At 44.7% G+C, this 18,518-nt stretch carries 19 protein-coding genes; 7 read left to right on the top strand and 12 right to left on the bottom strand.

Translation table 11 applies throughout. The features are described 5' to 3' along the window. Window positions 1–48: 48 nt before the first annotated feature. The 4 genes from sigI to QYB97_RS13880 all read right to left on the bottom strand — a co-directional run bounded on the left by sigI (window position 49) and on the right by QYB97_RS13880 (window position 2,935). Window positions 49–792, bottom strand: coding sequence for an RNA polymerase sigma-I factor (gene sigI, locus QYB97_RS13865; RefSeq protein WP_301166601.1), 744 nt, complete (start codon window positions 790–792; stop codon window positions 49–51). Window positions 793–1,188: 396 nt separating this feature from the next. Beyond that, window positions 1,189–1,518: a thioredoxin family protein gene (locus QYB97_RS13870; RefSeq protein WP_301166602.1), complete on the bottom strand. Its 330-nt coding sequence runs from the start codon at window positions 1,516–1,518 to the stop codon at window positions 1,189–1,191. A 16-nt stretch (window positions 1,519–1,534) separates the two neighbouring features. Continuing rightward, window positions 1,535–2,578: a PQQ-dependent sugar dehydrogenase gene (locus QYB97_RS13875; protein WP_301166603.1), complete on the bottom strand. Its 1,044-nt coding sequence runs from the start codon at window positions 2,576–2,578 to the stop codon at window positions 1,535–1,537. 9 nt (window positions 2,579–2,587) lie between these two features. Next, window positions 2,588–2,935, bottom strand: coding sequence for a toprim domain-containing protein (locus QYB97_RS13880; protein WP_301166604.1), 348 nt, complete (start codon window positions 2,933–2,935; stop codon window positions 2,588–2,590). 295 nt (window positions 2,936–3,230) lie between these two features. Between QYB97_RS13880 and QYB97_RS13885 the strand changes: the two genes are divergently transcribed. Further along, window positions 3,231–3,620 (top strand): KGG domain-containing protein, encoded by a 390-nt coding sequence (locus QYB97_RS13885; RefSeq protein WP_301166605.1) that lies wholly within the window; start codon window positions 3,231–3,233, stop codon window positions 3,618–3,620. Window positions 3,621–3,691: 71 nt separating this feature from the next. On the opposite strand, the gene QYB97_RS13890 is transcribed toward QYB97_RS13885, so the two are convergent. The 6 genes from QYB97_RS13890 to QYB97_RS13915 all read right to left on the bottom strand — a co-directional run bounded on the left by QYB97_RS13890 (window position 3,692) and on the right by QYB97_RS13915 (window position 10,413). After that, window positions 3,692–3,946 (bottom strand): YusG family protein, encoded by a 255-nt coding sequence (locus tag QYB97_RS13890; RefSeq protein ID WP_301166798.1) that lies wholly within the window; start codon window positions 3,944–3,946, stop codon window positions 3,692–3,694. 87 nt (window positions 3,947–4,033) lie between these two features. Next, a complete protein-coding gene (gene gcvH, locus QYB97_RS13895; protein ID WP_061972160.1) occupies window positions 4,034–4,420 on the bottom strand; it encodes a glycine cleavage system protein GcvH in 387 nt (128 codons plus the stop codon). Between the two features lie 68 nt (window positions 4,421–4,488). Further along, window positions 4,489–4,851: an arsenate reductase family protein gene (locus tag QYB97_RS13900; protein WP_301166606.1), complete on the bottom strand. Its 363-nt coding sequence runs from the start codon at window positions 4,849–4,851 to the stop codon at window positions 4,489–4,491. A 162-nt stretch (window positions 4,852–5,013) separates the two neighbouring features. After that, window positions 5,014–6,798, bottom strand: a complete 1,785-nt coding sequence (locus tag QYB97_RS13905) for an acyl-CoA dehydrogenase family protein (RefSeq protein ID WP_301166607.1) — start codon at window positions 6,796–6,798, stop codon at window positions 5,014–5,016. 22 nt (window positions 6,799–6,820) lie between these two features. Further along, the gene (locus tag QYB97_RS13910) at window positions 6,821–7,999 is read right to left on the bottom strand and encodes an acetyl-CoA C-acetyltransferase (RefSeq protein ID WP_301166799.1); all 1,179 of its coding nucleotides are present in this window, start codon (window positions 7,997–7,999) and stop codon (window positions 6,821–6,823) included. A 17-nt stretch (window positions 8,000–8,016) separates the two neighbouring features. Continuing rightward, entirely contained in the window at window positions 8,017–10,413 is a 2,397-nt protein-coding gene (locus QYB97_RS13915; RefSeq protein WP_301166608.1) for a 3-hydroxyacyl-CoA dehydrogenase/enoyl-CoA hydratase family protein, read from the bottom strand. Between the two features lie 201 nt (window positions 10,414–10,614). Between QYB97_RS13915 and QYB97_RS13920 the strand changes: the two genes are divergently transcribed. From QYB97_RS13920 to QYB97_RS13945, 6 genes are all read left to right on the top strand, one after another. Continuing rightward, the gene (locus QYB97_RS13920) at window positions 10,615–11,493 is read left to right on the top strand and encodes a chemotaxis protein (RefSeq protein ID WP_301166609.1); all 879 of its coding nucleotides are present in this window, start codon (window positions 10,615–10,617) and stop codon (window positions 11,491–11,493) included. A 223-nt stretch (window positions 11,494–11,716) separates the two neighbouring features. After that, complete coding sequence (locus tag QYB97_RS13925; protein ID WP_301166610.1) at window positions 11,717–12,406, top strand: CoA transferase subunit A; 690 nt, start codon at window positions 11,717–11,719, stop codon at window positions 12,404–12,406. A gap of 18 nt (window positions 12,407–12,424) precedes the next feature. Beyond that, entirely contained in the window at window positions 12,425–13,102 is a 678-nt protein-coding gene (locus tag QYB97_RS13930) for a CoA transferase subunit B (RefSeq protein ID WP_301166611.1), read from the top strand. 51 nt (window positions 13,103–13,153) lie between these two features. Continuing rightward, entirely contained in the window at window positions 13,154–14,548 is a 1,395-nt protein-coding gene (locus QYB97_RS13935; RefSeq protein ID WP_301166612.1) for a GntP family permease, read from the top strand. A 42-nt stretch (window positions 14,549–14,590) separates the two neighbouring features. Beyond that, the gene (locus QYB97_RS13940) at window positions 14,591–15,373 is read left to right on the top strand and encodes a 3-hydroxybutyrate dehydrogenase (protein ID WP_301166613.1); all 783 of its coding nucleotides are present in this window, start codon (window positions 14,591–14,593) and stop codon (window positions 15,371–15,373) included. Window positions 15,374–15,458: 85 nt separating this feature from the next. After that, the gene (locus QYB97_RS13945) at window positions 15,459–17,003 is read left to right on the top strand and encodes an alpha/beta hydrolase (protein WP_301166614.1); all 1,545 of its coding nucleotides are present in this window, start codon (window positions 15,459–15,461) and stop codon (window positions 17,001–17,003) included. A 97-nt stretch (window positions 17,004–17,100) separates the two neighbouring features. On the opposite strand, the gene QYB97_RS13950 is transcribed toward QYB97_RS13945, so the two are convergent. Beyond that, a complete protein-coding gene (locus tag QYB97_RS13950) occupies window positions 17,101–18,018 on the bottom strand; it encodes a proline dehydrogenase family protein (protein ID WP_301166615.1) in 918 nt (305 codons plus the stop codon). Between the two features lie 227 nt (window positions 18,019–18,245). Continuing rightward, window positions 18,246–18,500, bottom strand: a complete 255-nt coding sequence (locus QYB97_RS13955; RefSeq protein ID WP_301166616.1) for a DUF2573 family protein — start codon at window positions 18,498–18,500, stop codon at window positions 18,246–18,248. Window positions 18,501–18,518: the final 18 nt, after the last annotated feature.

The following is an 18,518-nucleotide window of genomic DNA, read 5'->3' on the forward strand; positions in this document are numbered from 1 at the left end:
CCGGTTTTAGACTCCACAAATAATTACAACCGTTTAACTTCCCCTTATTTAAGGCTGAATATAAGACTTCAATGCTTTAAAGTCCCCCAAATATATTAGCGATACCGCTATTATATACTTTCGATTCCGTTCTATTGTTTTACGACTGCAGGAGACCATGCTCAACAAATCTTTTATGGGAAGTTGTTTTTTCTCCAACAAAAATTCTGCCATTTCCCGGTTCTCAACAAGCAGCCGGGCAATTTCTTTCGCATTTTCACGTGCATCAACGTGCTTCGGGCAATGTTTGCTCAGCACTTTGAAGTTTAAGCTGAAATCTTTGAGCAGTTTTTGGTATTCTTCAATTTCATATACTCGATTTTCAGCCTGGATGCTTTCTTCATAATGATCCATTGCCGCTTTTTGCTCAGCATAGCTGTCCTCTACACGGCCTTCTTCGTCTTCTTCATCAGGCTGAAGATAAATTAACCGATTTTGCCTTACTTCTTTACGAATATAATCAATCACTCTTCTGCGGATTACCATATCAGCAAAAGAAAGGAACCGGCTTCCCTGTCCCTCCTGATATTGATCAATCGCTTCATTGAAGGCATAGAGACCTACACTAAATTCGTCCATTGTTCGATCTATATATTGACTGCAAACCTTAGACGTCACCTTTTTAATAAAGGGCTGATAGGCTTCGATCAGTTCATCCCGTAAAAAATCATTTCCTTTTTGAATGATCATTACTTTATCTTCAAGATTATTTATAGTGTTGTTTTTTAATGTTGATACCAATGCAGTAGACATTATTTCACCTCTTAAATCAGGTTGTTTAACTTTCGGGTTCGAAATTTCCGCAAAAGTCGACAGGAGCATACAAGTTTCAAGCTCTCCTATACATTTATACCATTGATTTGTAGGTTTGTAGGATACAGTTGTATAACAATATTACAGGACTGGCCACTTTTTGTAATCTTTCTGTTACCTTTTTGAAAAACTCCAACCCGGCCTTACGTCCCATCCATTGTCAGAAAGCACTGTCTAGCTTGGTATCATCGCTTATTCAAGGGATCTTTATTTGATTTTGCAGCTGAAAATCTGTGTAAAACGATTTACATATTTTTGTTTTATTTTACCACATTAACCATGTATTGCATGAGAAAATACCCCCTAAAAAAGAATAAAAGACACTGAATGTGCCTTTTACAGGTACTTTTTTAGGTTTTGATACAAAAAATCAACAGATTGCATGGCATAAATCTTGCGTACGGCAATCCCGCGGTTTAAAAACAACAGGCATGGCACACTTGTAATGTTGTAGTTCTCAGCCAGTTCAGGCATCGCATTTAAATTGATTGCGCCGACTTTTGGCTGCTTTATCCCAGGCTGGTTTACAGCTTCCAATGTAATCTCGAGCATCCGCCTGCCCATTTTACAGGTGCCGCAAAGTGGTGTTTGAATATAGAGAGCCGCGGGCTCCTCTGCCGACTGCTCAATATATTCCCTTGTCTCTAAGTTGGTTAAATCCTTCATACTTCTCCCCAATCCTTTAAAAACTGCTCATTTCAAGCATCTTGTCATCATTTTTTTTCGGTGTTCCTCTGCCATCTTTATTATTCGTTATGAAATAAAGCGATCCGTTGTGGACTTGAACATCCCTGAGACGTCCGTAATTGCTGGCCACCGTTTCCATCTGCTTGCCAGAGGTATTTACCCTGAAAATCTTTTCTCCACGCAAACTGGCGATGTAAATCTTGCTGTCCTTAACGGCAATACCAGACGGTGCCCATGTCTCTCTATCCGAATGAAGAAGAGGCTTTTCCATGTTTTCTTTGGATTCATCCCCTTTTATGACCGGCCATCCGTAATTTTTTCCTGCTTTAATCACGTTTATTTCGTCATAATTGGTTGAACCATGTTCACTCGAAAACATTTTCTTACCCTCCCATGCGAGTCCCTGTGGATTGCGGTGTCCGTATGAATACACATAGGAATCGGTAAAAGGGTTATCTTTTGGTATGGATCCATCAGCGTTCATTCTTAAAATCTTTCCTCCGAGACTGTCCTTTTCCTGGGCAAGCGAATCGTCTCCTGAATCTCCGGTTGTGGCATACAGCTTCCCATCCGGTCCAAATTTGATTCTTCCGCCATTATGAATGGAACCGCCCGGTATTTTTTCAAGCAGTACACGTTCTTCCTTCAAGGAATCCTGTCCTGTTTTTAAAGATATGATTCGGTTGTATACCTTTCCCTTTTCCCTGTAAGTGTAGTAGGCATACGCCCTGTGATTCTCCCCGGCCTCAGGATCGAATACAAAGCCCAGGAAGCCTCCTTCTCCTTCAGAAAGGACCTTTTTGGACAACGTCAATGACACAGGGATCTTCTTTCCTTGCCCGGTCACTTTTGTCATCATTCCGGTTCTTTCAGATATATAGGTCTCCCCGTTATAAAAATCCAGCTGCCAGGGAACATTTAGATTTTGGGCCAGAATCTTTGTTTTTTCTTGTGTTCGCTTTTCTTTTTTCCCGGCTTCCTCAGACGAACATGCAGTTGCAGTCATGATCAGCAGCATCATCAGGCAAAAGCGGTACATACATTCCTCCTATCCCAAACAATTTTTATTTATTATAAAACGGGCACCCAGCAAAATATTCGCAAGGTACATCAGTGGTGTTTTTGCCACTTCGCGGTACATCTTATGAACATATAAATGTTCGGCGTTCGGAAGTTCTCGCTGCAGCATTTTACGCAGTTTTACACCCGCTTCATCTGCATCGACCAATATATATACATCTCTGTTTTCAATCTCGATAGCGAGCTCTTCGAGGCGTGAAAGCCCCATCGTTCCATTTGTACATATAATTTCAACTGGCTCATTCAGTATGGATATCAGCTTTTCCTTATCAGATTTGCCTTCAACGATTATTACTTTATCACTGTTGTTATCCATCAATCATCTCTCCTATTTCTTCTAAAGAACAAGTATTAAAACGATTGATATTACTCTTAGTTATTATAATACCCTTTATTTTATTAGAATCCTCTTTCAAATGTTAATAAAACTGCTCTCTCCTTACGCCTTTTCCCACCTTTTTACCATAAGACAGCAACCGAGTAAGGAAAATCGTACTAACTTCTCCTATTATCGTTTAACGGAGCAGAAAAGGGGATATTGTTTCTCTAAGCAACAGCAAAAGCAAATAGCTGTTGAAAATCACTTTTTACCATAAGAGGAGGAATTAGAAATGGCTAAAAACAATAATAACAACAGAGACGGAATGAGTAGAGAAGAAGCAGGTCGCATGGGTGGAGAAAAGACTGCTAAATCCCATGGCAAGGATTTCTATCAAGAGATCGGCAAAAAAGGTGGAGAGTCTACTTCCGAAAGCCATGATAAAGACTTCTACCAGGAAATCGGACAAAAGGGCGGAGAATCCACCGCTTCCAGCCACGATAAAGATTTCTACCAGGACATTGGTAAAAAAGGCGGAGAGTCCACAGCCGACAGCCATGATAAAGATTTTTATCAGGAAATCGGTAAAAAAGGCGGAGAAGCTACTTCCGAAAGCCACGACAAAGACTTCTACAGAGAAATCGGACAAAAAGGCGGTAACAGCCGCAATAACAACGATTAATATAAAAAATTAAACAAAAAAGGACAAGCCCCGGGCTTGTCCTTTTTTAAAACTAAAATTTTGCGGTGCTGTTAACACCAGCCCTCGTCGCATCCCTGTACATAGCTCTTGGGATATTCCTTTGCCGAATCGTTCTTTTTATAGATTTTATCAGCATCGAACTCAAAGCCTTCAGCCATTTCATACTGATTGCCCTGATCGGAAAATACGACGCGTCCGATTTTCTGGTTATCATGGAACAAGGACATATAGCCTGAATCCATTTTTCCATACACATTGGTAGTAATATCTGATTTCGTATCCTTTTGATTTGAACCATCATTCATGTTCAATGAGGTCACTTCCTTCCAGAGAAGATGTTCATATTGTCTCCGGAAAGAAGCGCGCTACTCATTGAATTTTTTTGTAAGGAATTAATCCTCTTTTGTCATTTCCTCATATTGTTCTGCTGACATAAGGTTTTCTGTTTCAGAAAGATCAGAGGCTTCAACCACGATCATCCACGCTTTTTCGTAAGCAGATTCGTTTACTAGTTCCGGGCTGTCGTCAAGCTCTTCATTAATCTCAACCACTTTACCGGAAATAGGCGCATAAAGCTCAGAAACCGTTTTAACGGATTCAACGCTGCCAAAAGGCTCGTCCGCTTTGATTTCGTCTCCTACTTCAGGAAGTTCTACGAATACGATATCTCCCAGCTCATCTTGTGCAAAATCGGTAATACCAATTCTTACTTTATTTCCTTCTTCAACTTTTACCCATTCATGTTCTTCTGAATAACGCAATTCTTTTGGAAAATTCATTTCGTATCCCTCCAGGGTTTGTTGTTATTTATAATAACTATAATATTAAATTTATTATAGTTAAGCAACTATTTTGATGCCCAAGTCTGTTGATATGTATCTTCTTTAAAGCCGACGGTCACGCTTTTTCCATCGGTGGCGATCGGGCGCTTCAGCAGCATGCCGTCAGAAGCCAGCAGTTCAAGCAGTTCCTCTTCGGAAGCACTTTTGATTTTATCCTTTACGCCGAGCTCTCTGTACTTCATGCCACTCGTGTTAAAGAATTTTTTTAATTCCAGACCGCTTTTGGATACAAGCTCCTTGATTTCCTCTTTAGAAGGAGGATTTTCAACGATATGCACGGAATCGAATGGAACATCATGATTTTCAAGCCATTTCTTTGCTTTCTGGCATGTTCCGCATTTTGGATACTGGTAAAAAGTCAGGCTCATCAGCTTCACTCCTTCCTTTCCATAGTAACACAAAATAGTGTTGCCACGTAAAGGGAAATTACTCGTCAGCTGTATCATTATCCATACAAAAAAATGCTCCGGCAAGAAACCGGAGCCAAATGTGAGAGAGTACTTTTAAGATAAGGCAGTGTAATATTAAAATTAAATAACGTACCGTTCTTCTTCCAAAACAACAGCAGCGATTTCACGTTTTTTCTTGATGACATTGGTCGGTGTGTGGCGTGTGAGCTTGCGCAGAGCAGAAAGCATCATGCGAAGCGTATCCCCTTCTTCCACTCCGATAATCGATTCTTTGGCATGAGCTTCGATACGGTTAAATGCTTCCTGAGAGAACACCTGGGTCATTAACAGCTTTTGCGTGTTCTTCTCAAGGCTGGTTCGGTTAATGGCTTTTTCCGTGCGCAATACCGTTGATTCCATCGCATAGACCTCACTTACCATATCGGCAAGGTTTGCAAGGATTTCCTGTTGATGTTCAAGTTTCTGGCCAAACTTTTGGACCGCAAGACCTGCTACCATTAAAATGATTTTCTTGCCCATGCTGACGAGATACTTTTCCTGTTCAAGCGGTTCTGTACCCACTTCCTGAGGCATCATCATCATTAATTCATTCTGAAGCGCAGTTGCCTTTTCAATCAACGGCAATTCACCTTTCATCGCTTTTCGGACAAGTGTCCCCGGAACGAGTAACCGGTTGATTTCATTGGTTCCTTCAAAGATACGGTTGATACGGGAATCCCTGTATGCCCCCTCAACTTCATATTCGGCCATGAAGCCATAGCCACCATGAATCTGGACTGCTTCATCCACCACATAATCAAGGACTTCCGAGGCAAAGAATTTATTTAAAGAGCACTCAATGGCATATTCTGCAATAGCTTTAGCCACTTCTTTTCCATCTTGCTGTGACTCAGCATCCAGTCCGCCCAGACGTTTTTCAAAAAGGCCGACCGTGCGGTATACCGAGCTTTCAGAAGCGTAGGTCTGGACAGCCATGTTGGCGATTTTTTCCTGAATGAGCGGGAAAGAACTGATTTTACGTTTGAACTGTGAACGCTCATTGGCATATTTGGCCGAGACTTCAATTCCCCGTTTTGCTCCGCCCACGCAGCCTACCGCAAGCTTGTAGCGTCCAATATTCAAAATGTTAAATGCGATCACATGGCCTCTTCCCGCTTCACCGAGAAGGTTTTCCTTTGGTACAGGAACATCTTCGAGAATCAGTGTTCTTGTGGAAGAGCCCTTGATTCCCATCTTCTTTTCTTCAGGTCCGGTGGAAACCCCCGGGAAGTCTCTCTCTACGATAAAAGCAGAGAATTGTTCGCCGTCAATTTTCGCATAGACAATGAATACATCCGCAAAGGCGGAGTTCGTAATCCATTGCTTTTCCCCGTTCAAGACGTAATGTGTACCCTCTGCATTCAGCCTTGCAGTGGTTTTTGCCCCCAAGGCATCTGATCCTGATCCCGGTTCTGTCAGGGCATATGCGGCAATTCGGGTCCCTGTGGCCAGATCAGGAAGGTATCGTTGTTTCTGATCTTCATTCCCAAACAATACTATAGGAAGAGAGCCGATTCCCACGTGTGCCCCGTAGCTTAGGGAGAAACCTCTGGCTCGGGCGAACTTTTCCGTAATCAGCGATGATGAAATCTTATCGAGCTCAAGGCCGCCGTAAGCTTCCGGAACATCAGCACCCAGCAAGCCCAGTTCTCCCGCTTTGGTCAACAGCTTTCTTGATATATCAAATTGGTGGTTTTCGATTTTATCAAGCTGCGGTACAACTTCTTTTACAACATAATCTTCAGTCGTTTTTGCGATCATTAAATGTTCTTCTGAAAAATCTTCTGGTGTAAAAAGATCCTCAGCCTGAATATCCTCCACTAAAAAGCTCCCGCCTTTAAACACTTTTTCCATTGTGTTAGACATGTTTTTTCCCTCCTGTTTTGGATTAGCCCACTAATTCAAAAACGCCTGCAGCACCCATCCCGCCGCCAATACACATGGTTACGACCCCAAATTGTTCTCCTCTTCTCTTCATCTCATGAAGAAGAGTCAGCGTAAGTTTAGCTCCTGAGCATCCAAGCGGATGGCCGAGAGCGATTCCGCCGCCGTTGACATTCACACGGTCTTCAGGCAGTCCCAGTTCCCGGATGACCTGGACGGCTTGAGAGGCAAAAGCTTCATTCAGTTCAAATAATCCGATGTCGGCCACTTCCAGGCCCGCAAGCTTTAACGCCTTTGGAACAGCAGCGACAGGGCCGATTCCCATGATCTCCGGAGGTACGCCTGCCACTGCAAAGCTTCTGAATTTCAGAAGCGGAGTCAGACCTTCCGCTTCTGCTTTCTCGCGGTCCATGACAAGTACAGTGGCCGCCCCGTCGCTTGTCTGTGAAGCATTTCCTGCGGTTACCGAACCGTTGATTGAAAAAGCAGGCCGGAGCCGTGCAAGTCCTTCTATAGATGTATCAGGACGAACACCCTCATCCGTATCAACTGTAAATTCTTTTTCTTTCAGTTTATTGTCTTCGCCCAGCCACCGTTTCGTGACGTTAACCGGAACGATTTCATCCTTGAATCTTCCTTCCTTTATCGCACGTGCAGCGTTTTGGTGGCTTTTGACCGCAAACGCATCCTGCTCTTCCCGTGTCACACCAAACCGTTTGGCCACTTCCTCAGCGGTAAATCCCATGCCCATGTAATATTGCGGGACGGTTTCCACCAGCTGCGGATTGGGCTTGATCACGTGTCCTTCCATCGGGAGAAGGCTCATCGATTCCGCTCCGCCGGCCAATACAGCCTGTGCATGGCCGAGCATGATTTTCTCTGCACCATAAGCAATACTTTGCAGTCCTGATGAACAGAACCGGTTGACTGTGATGGCAGGAACGGTATCCGGAAGACCTGCGCGGGCACCGATCAGCCGGGCCATGTTCATTCCCTGCTCGGCTTCCGGTATGGCACAGCCCATAATAAGATCATCGATCGGACCATCATACCCGCCGGCACGCCGCAGTGTTTCTTTTACAGTGATTGCTGCCAGCTCATCCGACCGCATTTGAGCGAAGGATCCTTTTTTTGCTTTACCAATCGGCGTTCTTGCGCCTGCTACGATTACAGCATCTTTCAGCATGTTTTCCCCTCCTTTTAGTTGCGAAGCGGTTTTCCTTTTGTCAGCATGTGCTGCATTCTTGCCTGTGATTTTGGCTCTCCGGCAAGGCTCAGGAAGGCTTCCCGTTCAAGATCCAGCAAATATTGTTCATCGACCATTGTCCCTTCAGGAACTCTTCCTCCTGCAAGCACAAAAGCCAGCTTTTTCGCGATTTTCAAATCATGATCGGATACATATCCCCCGAATCTCATCGTTTCTGCGCCAAGACAAAGGGTCGCATAACCTGCTTCACCGACAACAGGTATTTTTGCGCGCTTTGGCGGCTGATAGCCCTGTTTTGCAAGGGAAAGCACGCGCTGCTTGGCATCATTCAGCAGATGATCTCCATTTACTGAAATACCGTCTTGAGGCCGCAGGTAGCCAAGCTTTGCAGCTTCTTGTGCAGAAGTGGAGACTTTGGCCATCGCGATGGTTTCAAAGACTTGATTAACGACTCCCTGCAGATCAAGCTTCGCACCTTTTGGCAGGCGTTCCACCTGGCGTCGCAGCAGCTCTTTGTTTCCGCCTCCCCCAGGAATCAGCCCGACGCCGACTTCCACGAGACCCATATACGTTTCAGAGGACATTTGCATCCCGGCTGCAGGCATGGAAATTTCCGCTCCGCCTCCAAGACTCATGCCAAAGTTTGCCGTAACCACCGGCTTTTTGCTGTAGCGGACCATATTCATCGTATTCTGGAACTGACGGACCATCATATCGAGTTCAAAAAAGTTATCATCCTGTGCTTCCATCAAGATCAGCATCAGGTTGGCACCGACACAGAAGTTCTTGCCCTGGTTTCCGATCACAAGGCCCTCGTAATTCCGTTCCACTTCCTCAAGCGCTTTATGAACCATCATAATGATGTCCGGCCCTATTGCATTGTTCGGTGATGTAAATTCAAGGCAGGCGACACCATCGCCCATATCAATCAGGCTGGCGCCAGTATTCTTCGTGATGAGGCCGCCTTTATTTTTAAGCAGTGACAGATGAACGGTTTTTGGATTTTCATCGACTTTTTTGTAATCACCTTTATGATAGAACGATACTTCACCGTTTTCAGTCTTATAAAATGAAGGATTTCCGCCATCAACCATCTCATGAATCCAGACGGGAACGGTTTCCCCTTCTTGTTCCATCCGTTTGACCGATTCATCGACACCAATGGCATCCCAGATTTCAAATGGTCCATGCTCCCAGCCAAAGCCCCATTTCATGGCATTATCAATGGCAACAATGTCATCTGCAATTTCGTAGGCTTTTTCTGCCGAGTAGATCAATACCGGTTTGACGATCGACCACAGCATCTCACCTGCCCGGTCTTTACTATATAAAAGCGCTTTCACTTTTTGCTCTGTTGTCTTCAGCTGTTTCGCTTGTTCTGTCGTAGCTGTTTTCAGCTTTTGCCGCGGCTTGTATTCCAGCGTGGAAGGGTCAAGCTCCAGGATTTCTCCTCCCTGCTTGCTCTTCTGTTTCAGATAAAAGCCCTGGCCGGATTTGCTTCCCATCCATCCCTTTTCCACCATCTCATTTAAAAACGGCGGAACATCAAACACTTCCTTTTCTTTGCCTTCCACCTGGTCATACACGTTTTTTGCCACATGCAGGAAAGTGTCCAGTCCGACCACATCCAGTGTCCGGAACGTAGCACTTTTCGGACGGCCGATCAGCGGTCCTGTGACAGAATCTATTTCACCGACACTGTATCCCTGCTTCATCATTTCCTGTACGGTGACCATCAGGCCGTATGTTCCAATCCGGTTGGCAATAAAGTTAGGTGTGTCTTTAGCGACAACGACGCCTTTGCCGAGTATGTTTTCCCCAAATCCCTTCATGAAGGACACAATTTCGGGGCTGGTATCACCCGTTGGAATGATCTCCAACAATTTTAAGTATCTTGGCGGATTGAAGAAATGCGTCCCCAGAAAATGCTTTTTGAAATCATCCGACCGGTCCATTGCCATTGCTTGAACGGAGATTCCGGAAGTGTTAGAGCTTATGATCGACCCTTTTTTCCTGAACTGCTCCACCTGTTCGAAAATCTGGCGCTTTACATCCAGCCGCTCCACCACTACTTCAATAATCCAGTCCACGTCATTCAGTTTGGATAAATCATCTGTAAAGTTCCCCACTGAAATTAAATCGAGATTCTCTTTCACTGCCAGTGGTGCCGGTTTTTGTTTCAGCATGCGTTCCTTTGCCTGGAGCGTGAGCCTGTTGCGGTACTGAGGACTTTCTTCTGTCAGACCCTTGGCTTTTTCAACATCTGACAATTCCCTCGGCACCATATCCAGGAGCAATGTAGGAATTCCCACATTCGCAAGGTGTGCTGCTATTCCTGCACCCATCACACCAGACCCTAATACAGCAGCCTTTTGAATGGTTATGGCCATCTTATTTCCTCCTTCAGCTATTGAATGAACACTCATTCATTTTTAGCCCAAAAAATAAATGACTACTTTTTAAATTTAGTTCTACACCCATCATAAGACATTTCAATTATTTTGACAACATAGAATTTTCTTTCTTTTTTTTAAGGTTTTTGTCATAGTTAAATGGTAAAAAGTTTCTTTTAGTGAAAGGAAGTGGCATGTATGTCCATAAAACTCAGTATTCTCATTCTGCACGGGATCGGTAATCAAGATGAAACCTATGCCGACGACTTTATGAAAGCACTCCGCAGCCACTTTGCAAAAAACATTGCCTCCTTCCATCCTGTCCCGGATTCACAGGTGGAGATGGTGCCCGTTTATTGGGGCAGCGTTTTTAATGAACGGGAGGAAGAATTATGGGCAAAGGTCAATCAGCAGAAAACGTTAAACTATGCCTTTCTTCGCCAGTTCGTTATTCGCTTTTTTGGTGATGCCATTGCGTATCAGCCATCGCCTGTTTCCTTTCCGCATTTGAATCCAAATTATGAAAGAGTGCATGAAGCAGTTGCCGCAGGCATGCACAAACTTAAGGAAAAGACAGGTGATGTGTCCCCTCTTACCGTTGTGTCCCATAGCCTTGGCACAGTGATTGCCAGCAACTATTTTTACGATCTTCAATATCTTCAAGAAAAAATTTCCGACCGCATTAACCAGTTAAAGTCAGATAATCCTCTTGAAAATGGAGAAACGCTTACCAACTTTTACACCCTTGGCACTCCAATGCCTTTATGGACCCTCAGGTATAACGACTTTGACAAACCAATTGATGTACCTTCTCCTCAACTCAAAACGCACTTTCCGAGTTTAAGTGGTGAATGGGTCAATTATTACGATCAGGATGATGTCATTGCCTTCCCCCTTAAATCATTAAATGAAGAGTACAGCCGGTCGGTGAACAAAGATATTGAGGTCAGCAGCGGGAATATTTTTACCTCATGGTCCCCTTTTGCCCATATTTATTATTTCAAGACCAACAAAATTATCAAAGACATTGCGCTTTCCCTATCCAAACAATGGAAAAAGATAAATTGCGTGATGTAATTTTCCGATATTCCGGAAAATTTTCCGGTTTTCCGGAATAGATGTTATTTGACTAGAACACTGGTAATTTTCTAAATGAAAAAATGCCGCTTTCCGTTTTTCCGGAAAATCAGACAGTTTAAAATGTTCACAAATTCTTCAACTCTTTATTTCACAGCTTGGATTTAAGTTGGCATGGAACTTGCAAGACTACAACCGAGTCTGAAAAAGGAGTGAACATCACATGAAGCCTGTATTATCTTCGTTTCAAGATGCCGTTAAAGAAATACCGGACGGCTCCGTTCTTATGGTGGGTGGTTTTGGCCTGGTTGGTATTCCGGAAAATTTAATCCTTGCTCTTGTTGAGGCAGGAACCAGGGATCTGACCATCATTTCAAATAACTGTGGAGTAGATGACTGGGGGCTTGGCCTGCTGCTTAAAAACAAGCAGATCAAGAAAATGATTGGTTCCTATGTGGGGGAAAACAAAGAATTTGAACGCCAGGTACTGGCTGGAGAAATTGAAGTGGAACTGATTCCCCAAGGTACGCTTGCCGAGAGAATCCGTGCGGGCGGTGCAGGTATTCCCGCCTTCTACACACCTGCTGGAGTGGGAACCCCTCTTGCAGAAGGAAGAGAGATCCGGACATTTAACGAAAAGGAATACATGCTGGAGACGGGTCTCCAGGCTGATTTCAGCCTGATCCGCGCAGCCAGGTCGGACAATATGGGAAATCTGGTTTATCACAAAACAGCCCGGAACTTTAATCCCTTGATGGCGGCAGCCGGAAAAGTGACCATAGTGGAAGTTGAAGATCTATGTGAAACAGGAAGTCTGGGTGCGGACGAGATTCACACTCCCGGGATCTATGTTCAGTCTTTGATCGTGGGAACACAGGAAAAGAGAATTGAAAAACTGACAGTAGCAAACTAGCAGATTGGAGGAGAGTACATGAGCACAAAAACACTGGATAAGAAAGCGGTTAGAGAAAAGATTGCCAAACGGGCTGAGCAGGAAATTGAAAGCGGTTTCTATGTCAATCTGGGAATCGGTATGCCGACGATGGTTGCCAATTACATCTCGGCCAACAAAAGCGTGGTCCTTCAGTCCGAGAACGGGCTGCTTGGAATCGGCCCCTATCCGGCTGAAAAAGATGTGGATCCTGACTTAATCAATGCCGGGAAAGAAACGATTACCGCCATCGAAGGTGCTTCGTACTTTGACAGTGCAGAATCCTTTGGCATGATCCGCGGTGGACATATCGATATCGCCATCCTTGGCGGTATGGAGGTATCAGAGAAGGGCGACCTTGCCAACTGGATGATTCCCGGAAAAATGATCAAAGGCATGGGCGGCGCAATGGACCTTGTTCATGGCGCTAAAAAGATCATCGTTATTATGGATCATGTGAGTAAGGACGGCACCAGCAAAATTTTAAAAGAATGCACCCTGCCCCTGACTGGCAAGGGTGTGGTTAACCGCATCATTACGGAACGAGCCGTCATTGATGTGACGGAAAACGGGCTGCTGCTGGCAGAAGTGGCGAAAGGCTATACCATCGAGGACATCGAGGAATGCACCGATCCATCTCTTGTCATATCAGAACACGTGATGATGGATGCTTATTAAGATCGTTTTATAAAGAAATCTGGTCATGAAAAGTATAGGGGGTTTTTTGTAGTGGATATTATTATTATTTTACTGGCGCTGTTTTTTCTGATGTTCGTGGCCTATCGTGGCTTTAGCGTTATCCTGTTTGCGCCAATTGCGGCTCTGTTTGCGGTGCTGTTAACCGATCCAGGCCATGTTCTCCCGTTTTTCTCGGGTGTATTCATGGAGAAAATGGTAGGTTTTATTAAACTGTATTTCCCGGTATTCCTGCTGGGTGCGATTTTCGGAAAAGTGATCGAAATGTCCGGCTTTGCCAAATCTATTACGAGAGCTGTTATTAAGCTCATCGGACCAAGCCGGGCCATGCTCGCCATCGTTCTGGTTGGCGCTATCCTGACCTATGGCGGTGTTTCGTTATTCGTTGTAGCGTTTGCTCTTTATCCATTTGCTTCCGAACTGTTTAAAATGGCAGACATTCCAAAGCGATTAATACCGGGAACGATTGCTCTTGGAGCGTTTACGTTTACGATGGATGCCTTTCCAGGCACGCCTCAAATTCAAAACATCATTCCCACGACCTTCTTCAAAACGGATACATGGGCTGCCCCATGGCTTGGATTAATTGGCGGACTGTTTGTACTCGGCGTCGGAATGACGTATCTCGAGTGGAGAAGAAGAAAGGCTGCCAGAGCAGGAGAAGGCTATGGAACCGGCCATATCAATGAACCGGATCAGATACCTGACGAGAACCTTCCTAATGCATTTATAGCGATTTTGCCGCTTCTTTTGGTAGGTATCTTCAATAAAGTATTCACCTCCATGATTCCTAAATATTACGGAACGGTCTTCGATTTTTCGAAAATCGGAATGAAAGATGTTCCACCTGTTGAAATCCCTAAACTTGCAGCCGTTTGGGCTGTAGAGGGTGCGCTTGTTATCGGGATTGTAACCGTTCTTATTTTCGCCTTCAAACAGGTGAAAACGAATTTTAATGCCGGAATCAACATTTCCATCGGAGGGGCTTTACTTGCAACCCTGAACACCGCTTCCGAATACGGATTTGGGGGTGTTATCGCTGCACTTCCAGGCTTTGCATCTGTTAATAAAGGCATGGCAGACACCATCCAGGATCCCCTCGTCAACGAAGCGGTCACAACAACGGCCCTGGCAGGTATTACCGGATCCGCATCAGGGGGCTTGAGTATTGCTCTGGCGACCATGGGTGATAAATATGTGGAACAGGCAGACAAACTCGGGATCGATCCTGAAGTGCTTCACCGGGTCGCATCCATGGCGAGCGGCGGAATGGACACCCTTCCTCACAATGGTGCCGTCATCACCCTGCTTGCAGTTACCGGCTTAACACACAAACAATCGTACTTGGATATATTCGCCATGACGATTATTAAAACCATTGCCGTCTTTTTTGTGATTGGCATCTACTACCTGTTTGGAATTGTATAAGAAAAGAAGATTACTAGACATACTCGAGAAGGAGAATCAGAAATGGCATTACTTGAAAATAAAGTTGCTTTTATAACAGGAGCTGCAAGTGGAATCGGTCTGGAAATTGCCACTGATTTTGCAAAAGAAGGCGCAAAAGTGGCCATATGCGACCTGAACGCCGAAAGAGCTGAACAGGCCGCCGCCTCTCTTAAAGAACAGGGATTTAAAGCTTTGGGCACCGCATGTGATGTCAGTAATGAAGACGCCTTAAAGAAAGCCATGGATGACACGGTCAGTGAGTTTGGCCGTCTGGATGTGGTGATCAACAATGCCGGCCTTCAGCATGTGTCACCTTTGGAGGAATTCCCGACAGACAGGTTTGAGCTCCTCATCAAGGTGATGCTCACCGCTCCTTTCATGGCTACAAAACACGCGTTTCCCATCATGAAAAAACAGGGCTTTGGACGAATTCTCAATATGGCGTCCATTAACGGCCTCGTCGGCTTTGCCGGCAAAGCCGCCTATAACAGCGCCAAACATGGTGTTATCGGCTTAACGAAAGTTGCGGCGCTTGAAGGCGCGGAACATGGCATTACCGTCAATGCGATCTGCCCCGGATATGTAGACACTCCGCTTGTTCGGAACCAGCTGTCAGATCTGGCCCGTACCCGGAACGTGGAGCTTGAAAAAGTACTTGAAGAAGTCATCTATCCGCTGGTGCCGCAAAAAAGATTGCTTACCGTGAAAGAAATCTCTGACTATGCCATCTTTTTGGCGAGCGAAAAAGCGGCTGGCGTGACCGGGCAGGCCGTTGTGATCGACGGCGGCTATACCGCTCAATAAATACTAAACTTAAAACAAACTACCAACAAGAAGAGCCTGCAATGATTCATCAGGGCTCTTCTTTGTTTAAATGGAGGAATTATGTATGAAGGGAAAATGGATTGGAATTACCGCGGCGACTTCACTGCTTCTTTTTTCAAGCATACAAACCGCGCATGCCGACAAGAAAGCCTCTTCCTTTCCTGAATTTAAAGGCGCTCACAATGTGACAGAAACGGTATTTGACGGAAAAGACGGTAACTGGCTCACGACCAAAAACCCGAAACAGTATGAAGCGGCTACGGTTTATGGAAATCTTGGACTTGCTCCCTACAATTGGGGCGACAAAGCGAAAGGCACGGGCTGGAACAAGCTGTATCAGCCTGCTGAAATTACAGGCACACAGGTGAATGGCGCTTTTGAGGATGCACAGTTTGTAGTCCGGGTCCCTCATGACTGGAACGGCAAACTTGTTGTGGCCGGCATCCCCGCGACCCGAAATGAAACCTCTACCGACCTTTTGTTCAGTGACTATATGCTTTCAAAGGGCTACGCTTTTGCAGCCATCGATAAAGGGACACAGGGAACAGCTGATCCGAACGATCCTTATGCAAAAGTAAAAAACGCGCTTGCCAGTGAAGAGGACAGCATCTCGGAATGGCATCAGCGATACAGACAACTAACGATTGCAGCTCAGCATTATCTTGAAAGGAATTATCCACAACAATTGATTAAAAAAGAGGATAAGGACAATCCGGCGAGCAAACTCGTTACAAAAAAACACCCCGTCCCTACGTATGCTGTCGGAATATCAAATGGCGGTTATGTCGTCCGCTATGCACTCGAACATGACGGCATGAAAAAATCCGGAAGACCTTCGTTGTTCGATGGCGGAATCGATTGGGAGGGTGTGTTGTGGAGAGCGCATGACCCTAATTTACTCACGTCCCTTACCCCAGTGGTGAATTCTGCCCAAAAGGCATTGTATGGAACACCATCCGAGCAGGAAAAAGCAAGAGAAAAACTTTACAAAGCAGGCCTTCCGAAAGGCTCTGAAAACCTTTGGTCGTACCACGATCAGGTTTATTGGTTTGTCACCTTAAACATATACAGGGACGAGCTTGACCCTAATGCACCAAACAGGATTCCATGGCAAAATTACCTTAATTTTACGAATGGTGTCCGCGACCGGTCTTATGACACTATTTTTCAAAACTATGACTACAGCACCCGCCCCGCTTCTGTGAAAAGGAATGTGGAAGCCATCCAGAACACTGGCAGAATTGATGTCCCTCTGATCAGCCTGACAGGTTCCTGGGATTCACTGATCTTCCCTTCTGTTCATGCGGATCCCTATGACAAGCTGATCAAGAAAAATGGTCGCGGCAATCTCCACCGCCTGTACACCATTGAAAAAGGAAACCACGTTGACAGCCTTGTATGGAATGCAGCAACAGATCCGAAAAAAGAACTGCAGCCACTGCTTCCTTACGTGTACCAATCCTTTGACATGCTTGTGGACTGGGTGGAGAATCACAATAAAGCGCCAAAAAGCAAAACTGTTCCTGTTCCGAAAGATAACACGAAAGTGATCGATTTAAAGACAGGAAAAGAGCGGGAGCCTCTCACGACGGCTGGGGATGGACAATGATGCTTTTTGGAGGTAGTTGACTTCCGTTTCAGAATGCTCGCTTCACTCCACTCAGAAAAAGTCAAACAAAAAAGGATACCCATTGGGCATCCTTTTTTTATTTTCCAAATACACCTTTTACAACGAACATGACGTTGGCCGGGCGTTCGGCCAGGCGGCGCATAAAGTAGCCATACCAGTCGTTTCCATAAGGCACATAAATACGCATTTTATAGCCTTCCTGCATGAGCTGCTCCTGCCGTTCTACTTTTATGCCGTACAGCATTTGGAACTCAAACTGGTCATACGGTATGGAATGTTTTTTAACAAGGTCTTTTGTATAATTGATAATTTCATCATCATGAGTGGCAATGGCTGTATAATTGCCATTTAGCAAATGTGTTTCTATCAGCTTTTTATAGTTTTCATCCACATCTGATTTTTCGGGAAAAGCGACTTCCTGTGATTCTTTGTATGCGCCTTTCACGAGCCGTAGGTTGGGATGGTATTCATTCAGAGCTTTAACGTCATCCAGCGACCGGTAGAGATACGCCTGGATTACCGTGGATATATTATGAAATTCGCTTTTAAGTTTTTTAAAGATTTCCAGTGTTTTTTCGCACCGGCTGTAATCTTCCATATCAATGGTTACGAATACATTGTGCTTTTGGGCAGCTTCCATGATTTTTCGCATGTTGGCCATTACCAGGTCATCACTGATGTCCAGTCCCATGGAAGTGAGCTTTAAAGATAACTGGGAATTTACATTTTCTTTTGCAATGGCTTTGATGGCATCGATACAATGCTCTGTCATTTCTTTCGCTTCCAGTTCGTTGTCAACAAACTCGCCGAGATGGTCGATCGTGACAGGCATTCCTTTTTGGTTCAATTTTTTTATGGCCGAAATTGAGCTGTCCAGTGAAGCTCCGGCAACAAAACGGCTCGCCCCGAATTTAAGGCCGTACCTCTTTGCCAATTTTGTCATCGATTTGTTTTTTGCCAGAAACAGAAAGAAATCTCTCATCGCCTGTTCCATTGTTAATTCCCCCTATAGATTCAGTCTCTCTCTTTCCTGATGCCAGGCACCGAAGTTTACTGAACTTTCAAAGATGTATGCGCTTTTATCATATCATTAGTTTTTCTATTTTGTCTTTTTTGAAAAATTTCGACATTTTTTGCTGAAAACCTGTCTGCGTTATGGAATATTCTTATATCAGTATATGAAAGAAAAACGCGAAGCTCCTCTCTGTCTCAGGCAAAAAATCAGGATTTCCCGCTGTTTTTGCGGTGTTCCTCATTCAGCTGCTTAATCTCGGAGACTACTTCTTTTAAGCTTTCTTTTCCTTGGGGATATTCCGCATTCCAATGCTTTGCCAAAGCAGGCATCGTTTGCGATATATAAGAATACAGAGCCCACATCTTCACCTTTTCCTTTTTGTCCTCGTCACTTTCACCAAGAAGCAATTCAGTGTACTTTTCCAACAAACCATCAAACTGTTCACGAAGCTGCTGTTCCATCGCTGACCCTCCCGTTTC

Source organism: Fictibacillus fluitans, from assembly GCF_030418125.1.
Lineage (GTDB): Bacteria > Bacillota > Bacilli > Bacillales > Fictibacillaceae > Fictibacillus_C > Fictibacillus_C fluitans.

Excerpts from the sequence above, each read along its gene's own strand:
- sigI (WP_301166601.1), bottom strand. The coding sequence starts at position 792 with ATGTCTACTGCATTGGTATCAACATTAAAAAACAACACTATAAATAAT.
- QYB97_RS13870 (WP_301166602.1), bottom strand. The coding sequence starts at position 1,518 with ATGAAGGATTTAACCAACTTAGAGACAAGGGAATATATTGAGCAGTCG.
- QYB97_RS13875 (WP_301166603.1), bottom strand. The coding sequence starts at position 2,578 with ATGTACCGCTTTTGCCTGATGATGCTGCTGATCATGACTGCAACTGCA.
- QYB97_RS13880 (WP_301166604.1), bottom strand. The coding sequence starts at position 2,935 with ATGGATAACAACAGTGATAAAGTAATAATCGTTGAAGGCAAATCTGAT.
- QYB97_RS13885 (WP_301166605.1), top strand. The coding sequence starts at position 3,231 with ATGGCTAAAAACAATAATAACAACAGAGACGGAATGAGTAGAGAAGAA.
- QYB97_RS13890 (WP_301166798.1), bottom strand. The coding sequence starts at position 3,946 with ATGAATGATGGTTCAAATCAAAAGGATACGAAATCAGATATTACTACC.
- gcvH (WP_061972160.1), bottom strand. The coding sequence starts at position 4,420 with ATGAATTTTCCAAAAGAATTGCGTTATTCAGAAGAACATGAATGGGTA.
- QYB97_RS13900 (WP_301166606.1), bottom strand. The coding sequence starts at position 4,851 with ATGAGCCTGACTTTTTACCAGTATCCAAAATGCGGAACATGCCAGAAA.
- QYB97_RS13905 (WP_301166607.1), bottom strand. The coding sequence starts at position 6,798 with ATGTCTAACACAATGGAAAAAGTGTTTAAAGGCGGGAGCTTTTTAGTG.
- QYB97_RS13915 (WP_301166608.1), bottom strand. The coding sequence starts at position 10,413 with ATGGCCATAACCATTCAAAAGGCTGCTGTATTAGGGTCTGGTGTGATG.
- QYB97_RS13920 (WP_301166609.1), top strand. The coding sequence starts at position 10,615 with ATGTCCATAAAACTCAGTATTCTCATTCTGCACGGGATCGGTAATCAA.
- QYB97_RS13925 (WP_301166610.1), top strand. The coding sequence starts at position 11,717 with ATGAAGCCTGTATTATCTTCGTTTCAAGATGCCGTTAAAGAAATACCG.
- QYB97_RS13930 (WP_301166611.1), top strand. The coding sequence starts at position 12,425 with ATGAGCACAAAAACACTGGATAAGAAAGCGGTTAGAGAAAAGATTGCC.
- QYB97_RS13940 (WP_301166613.1), top strand. The coding sequence starts at position 14,591 with ATGGCATTACTTGAAAATAAAGTTGCTTTTATAACAGGAGCTGCAAGT.
- QYB97_RS13945 (WP_301166614.1), top strand. The coding sequence starts at position 15,459 with ATGAAGGGAAAATGGATTGGAATTACCGCGGCGACTTCACTGCTTCTT.
- QYB97_RS13950 (WP_301166615.1), bottom strand. The coding sequence starts at position 18,018 with ATGGAACAGGCGATGAGAGATTTCTTTCTGTTTCTGGCAAAAAACAAA.
- QYB97_RS13955 (WP_301166616.1), bottom strand. The coding sequence starts at position 18,500 with ATGGAACAGCAGCTTCGTGAACAGTTTGATGGTTTGTTGGAAAAGTAC.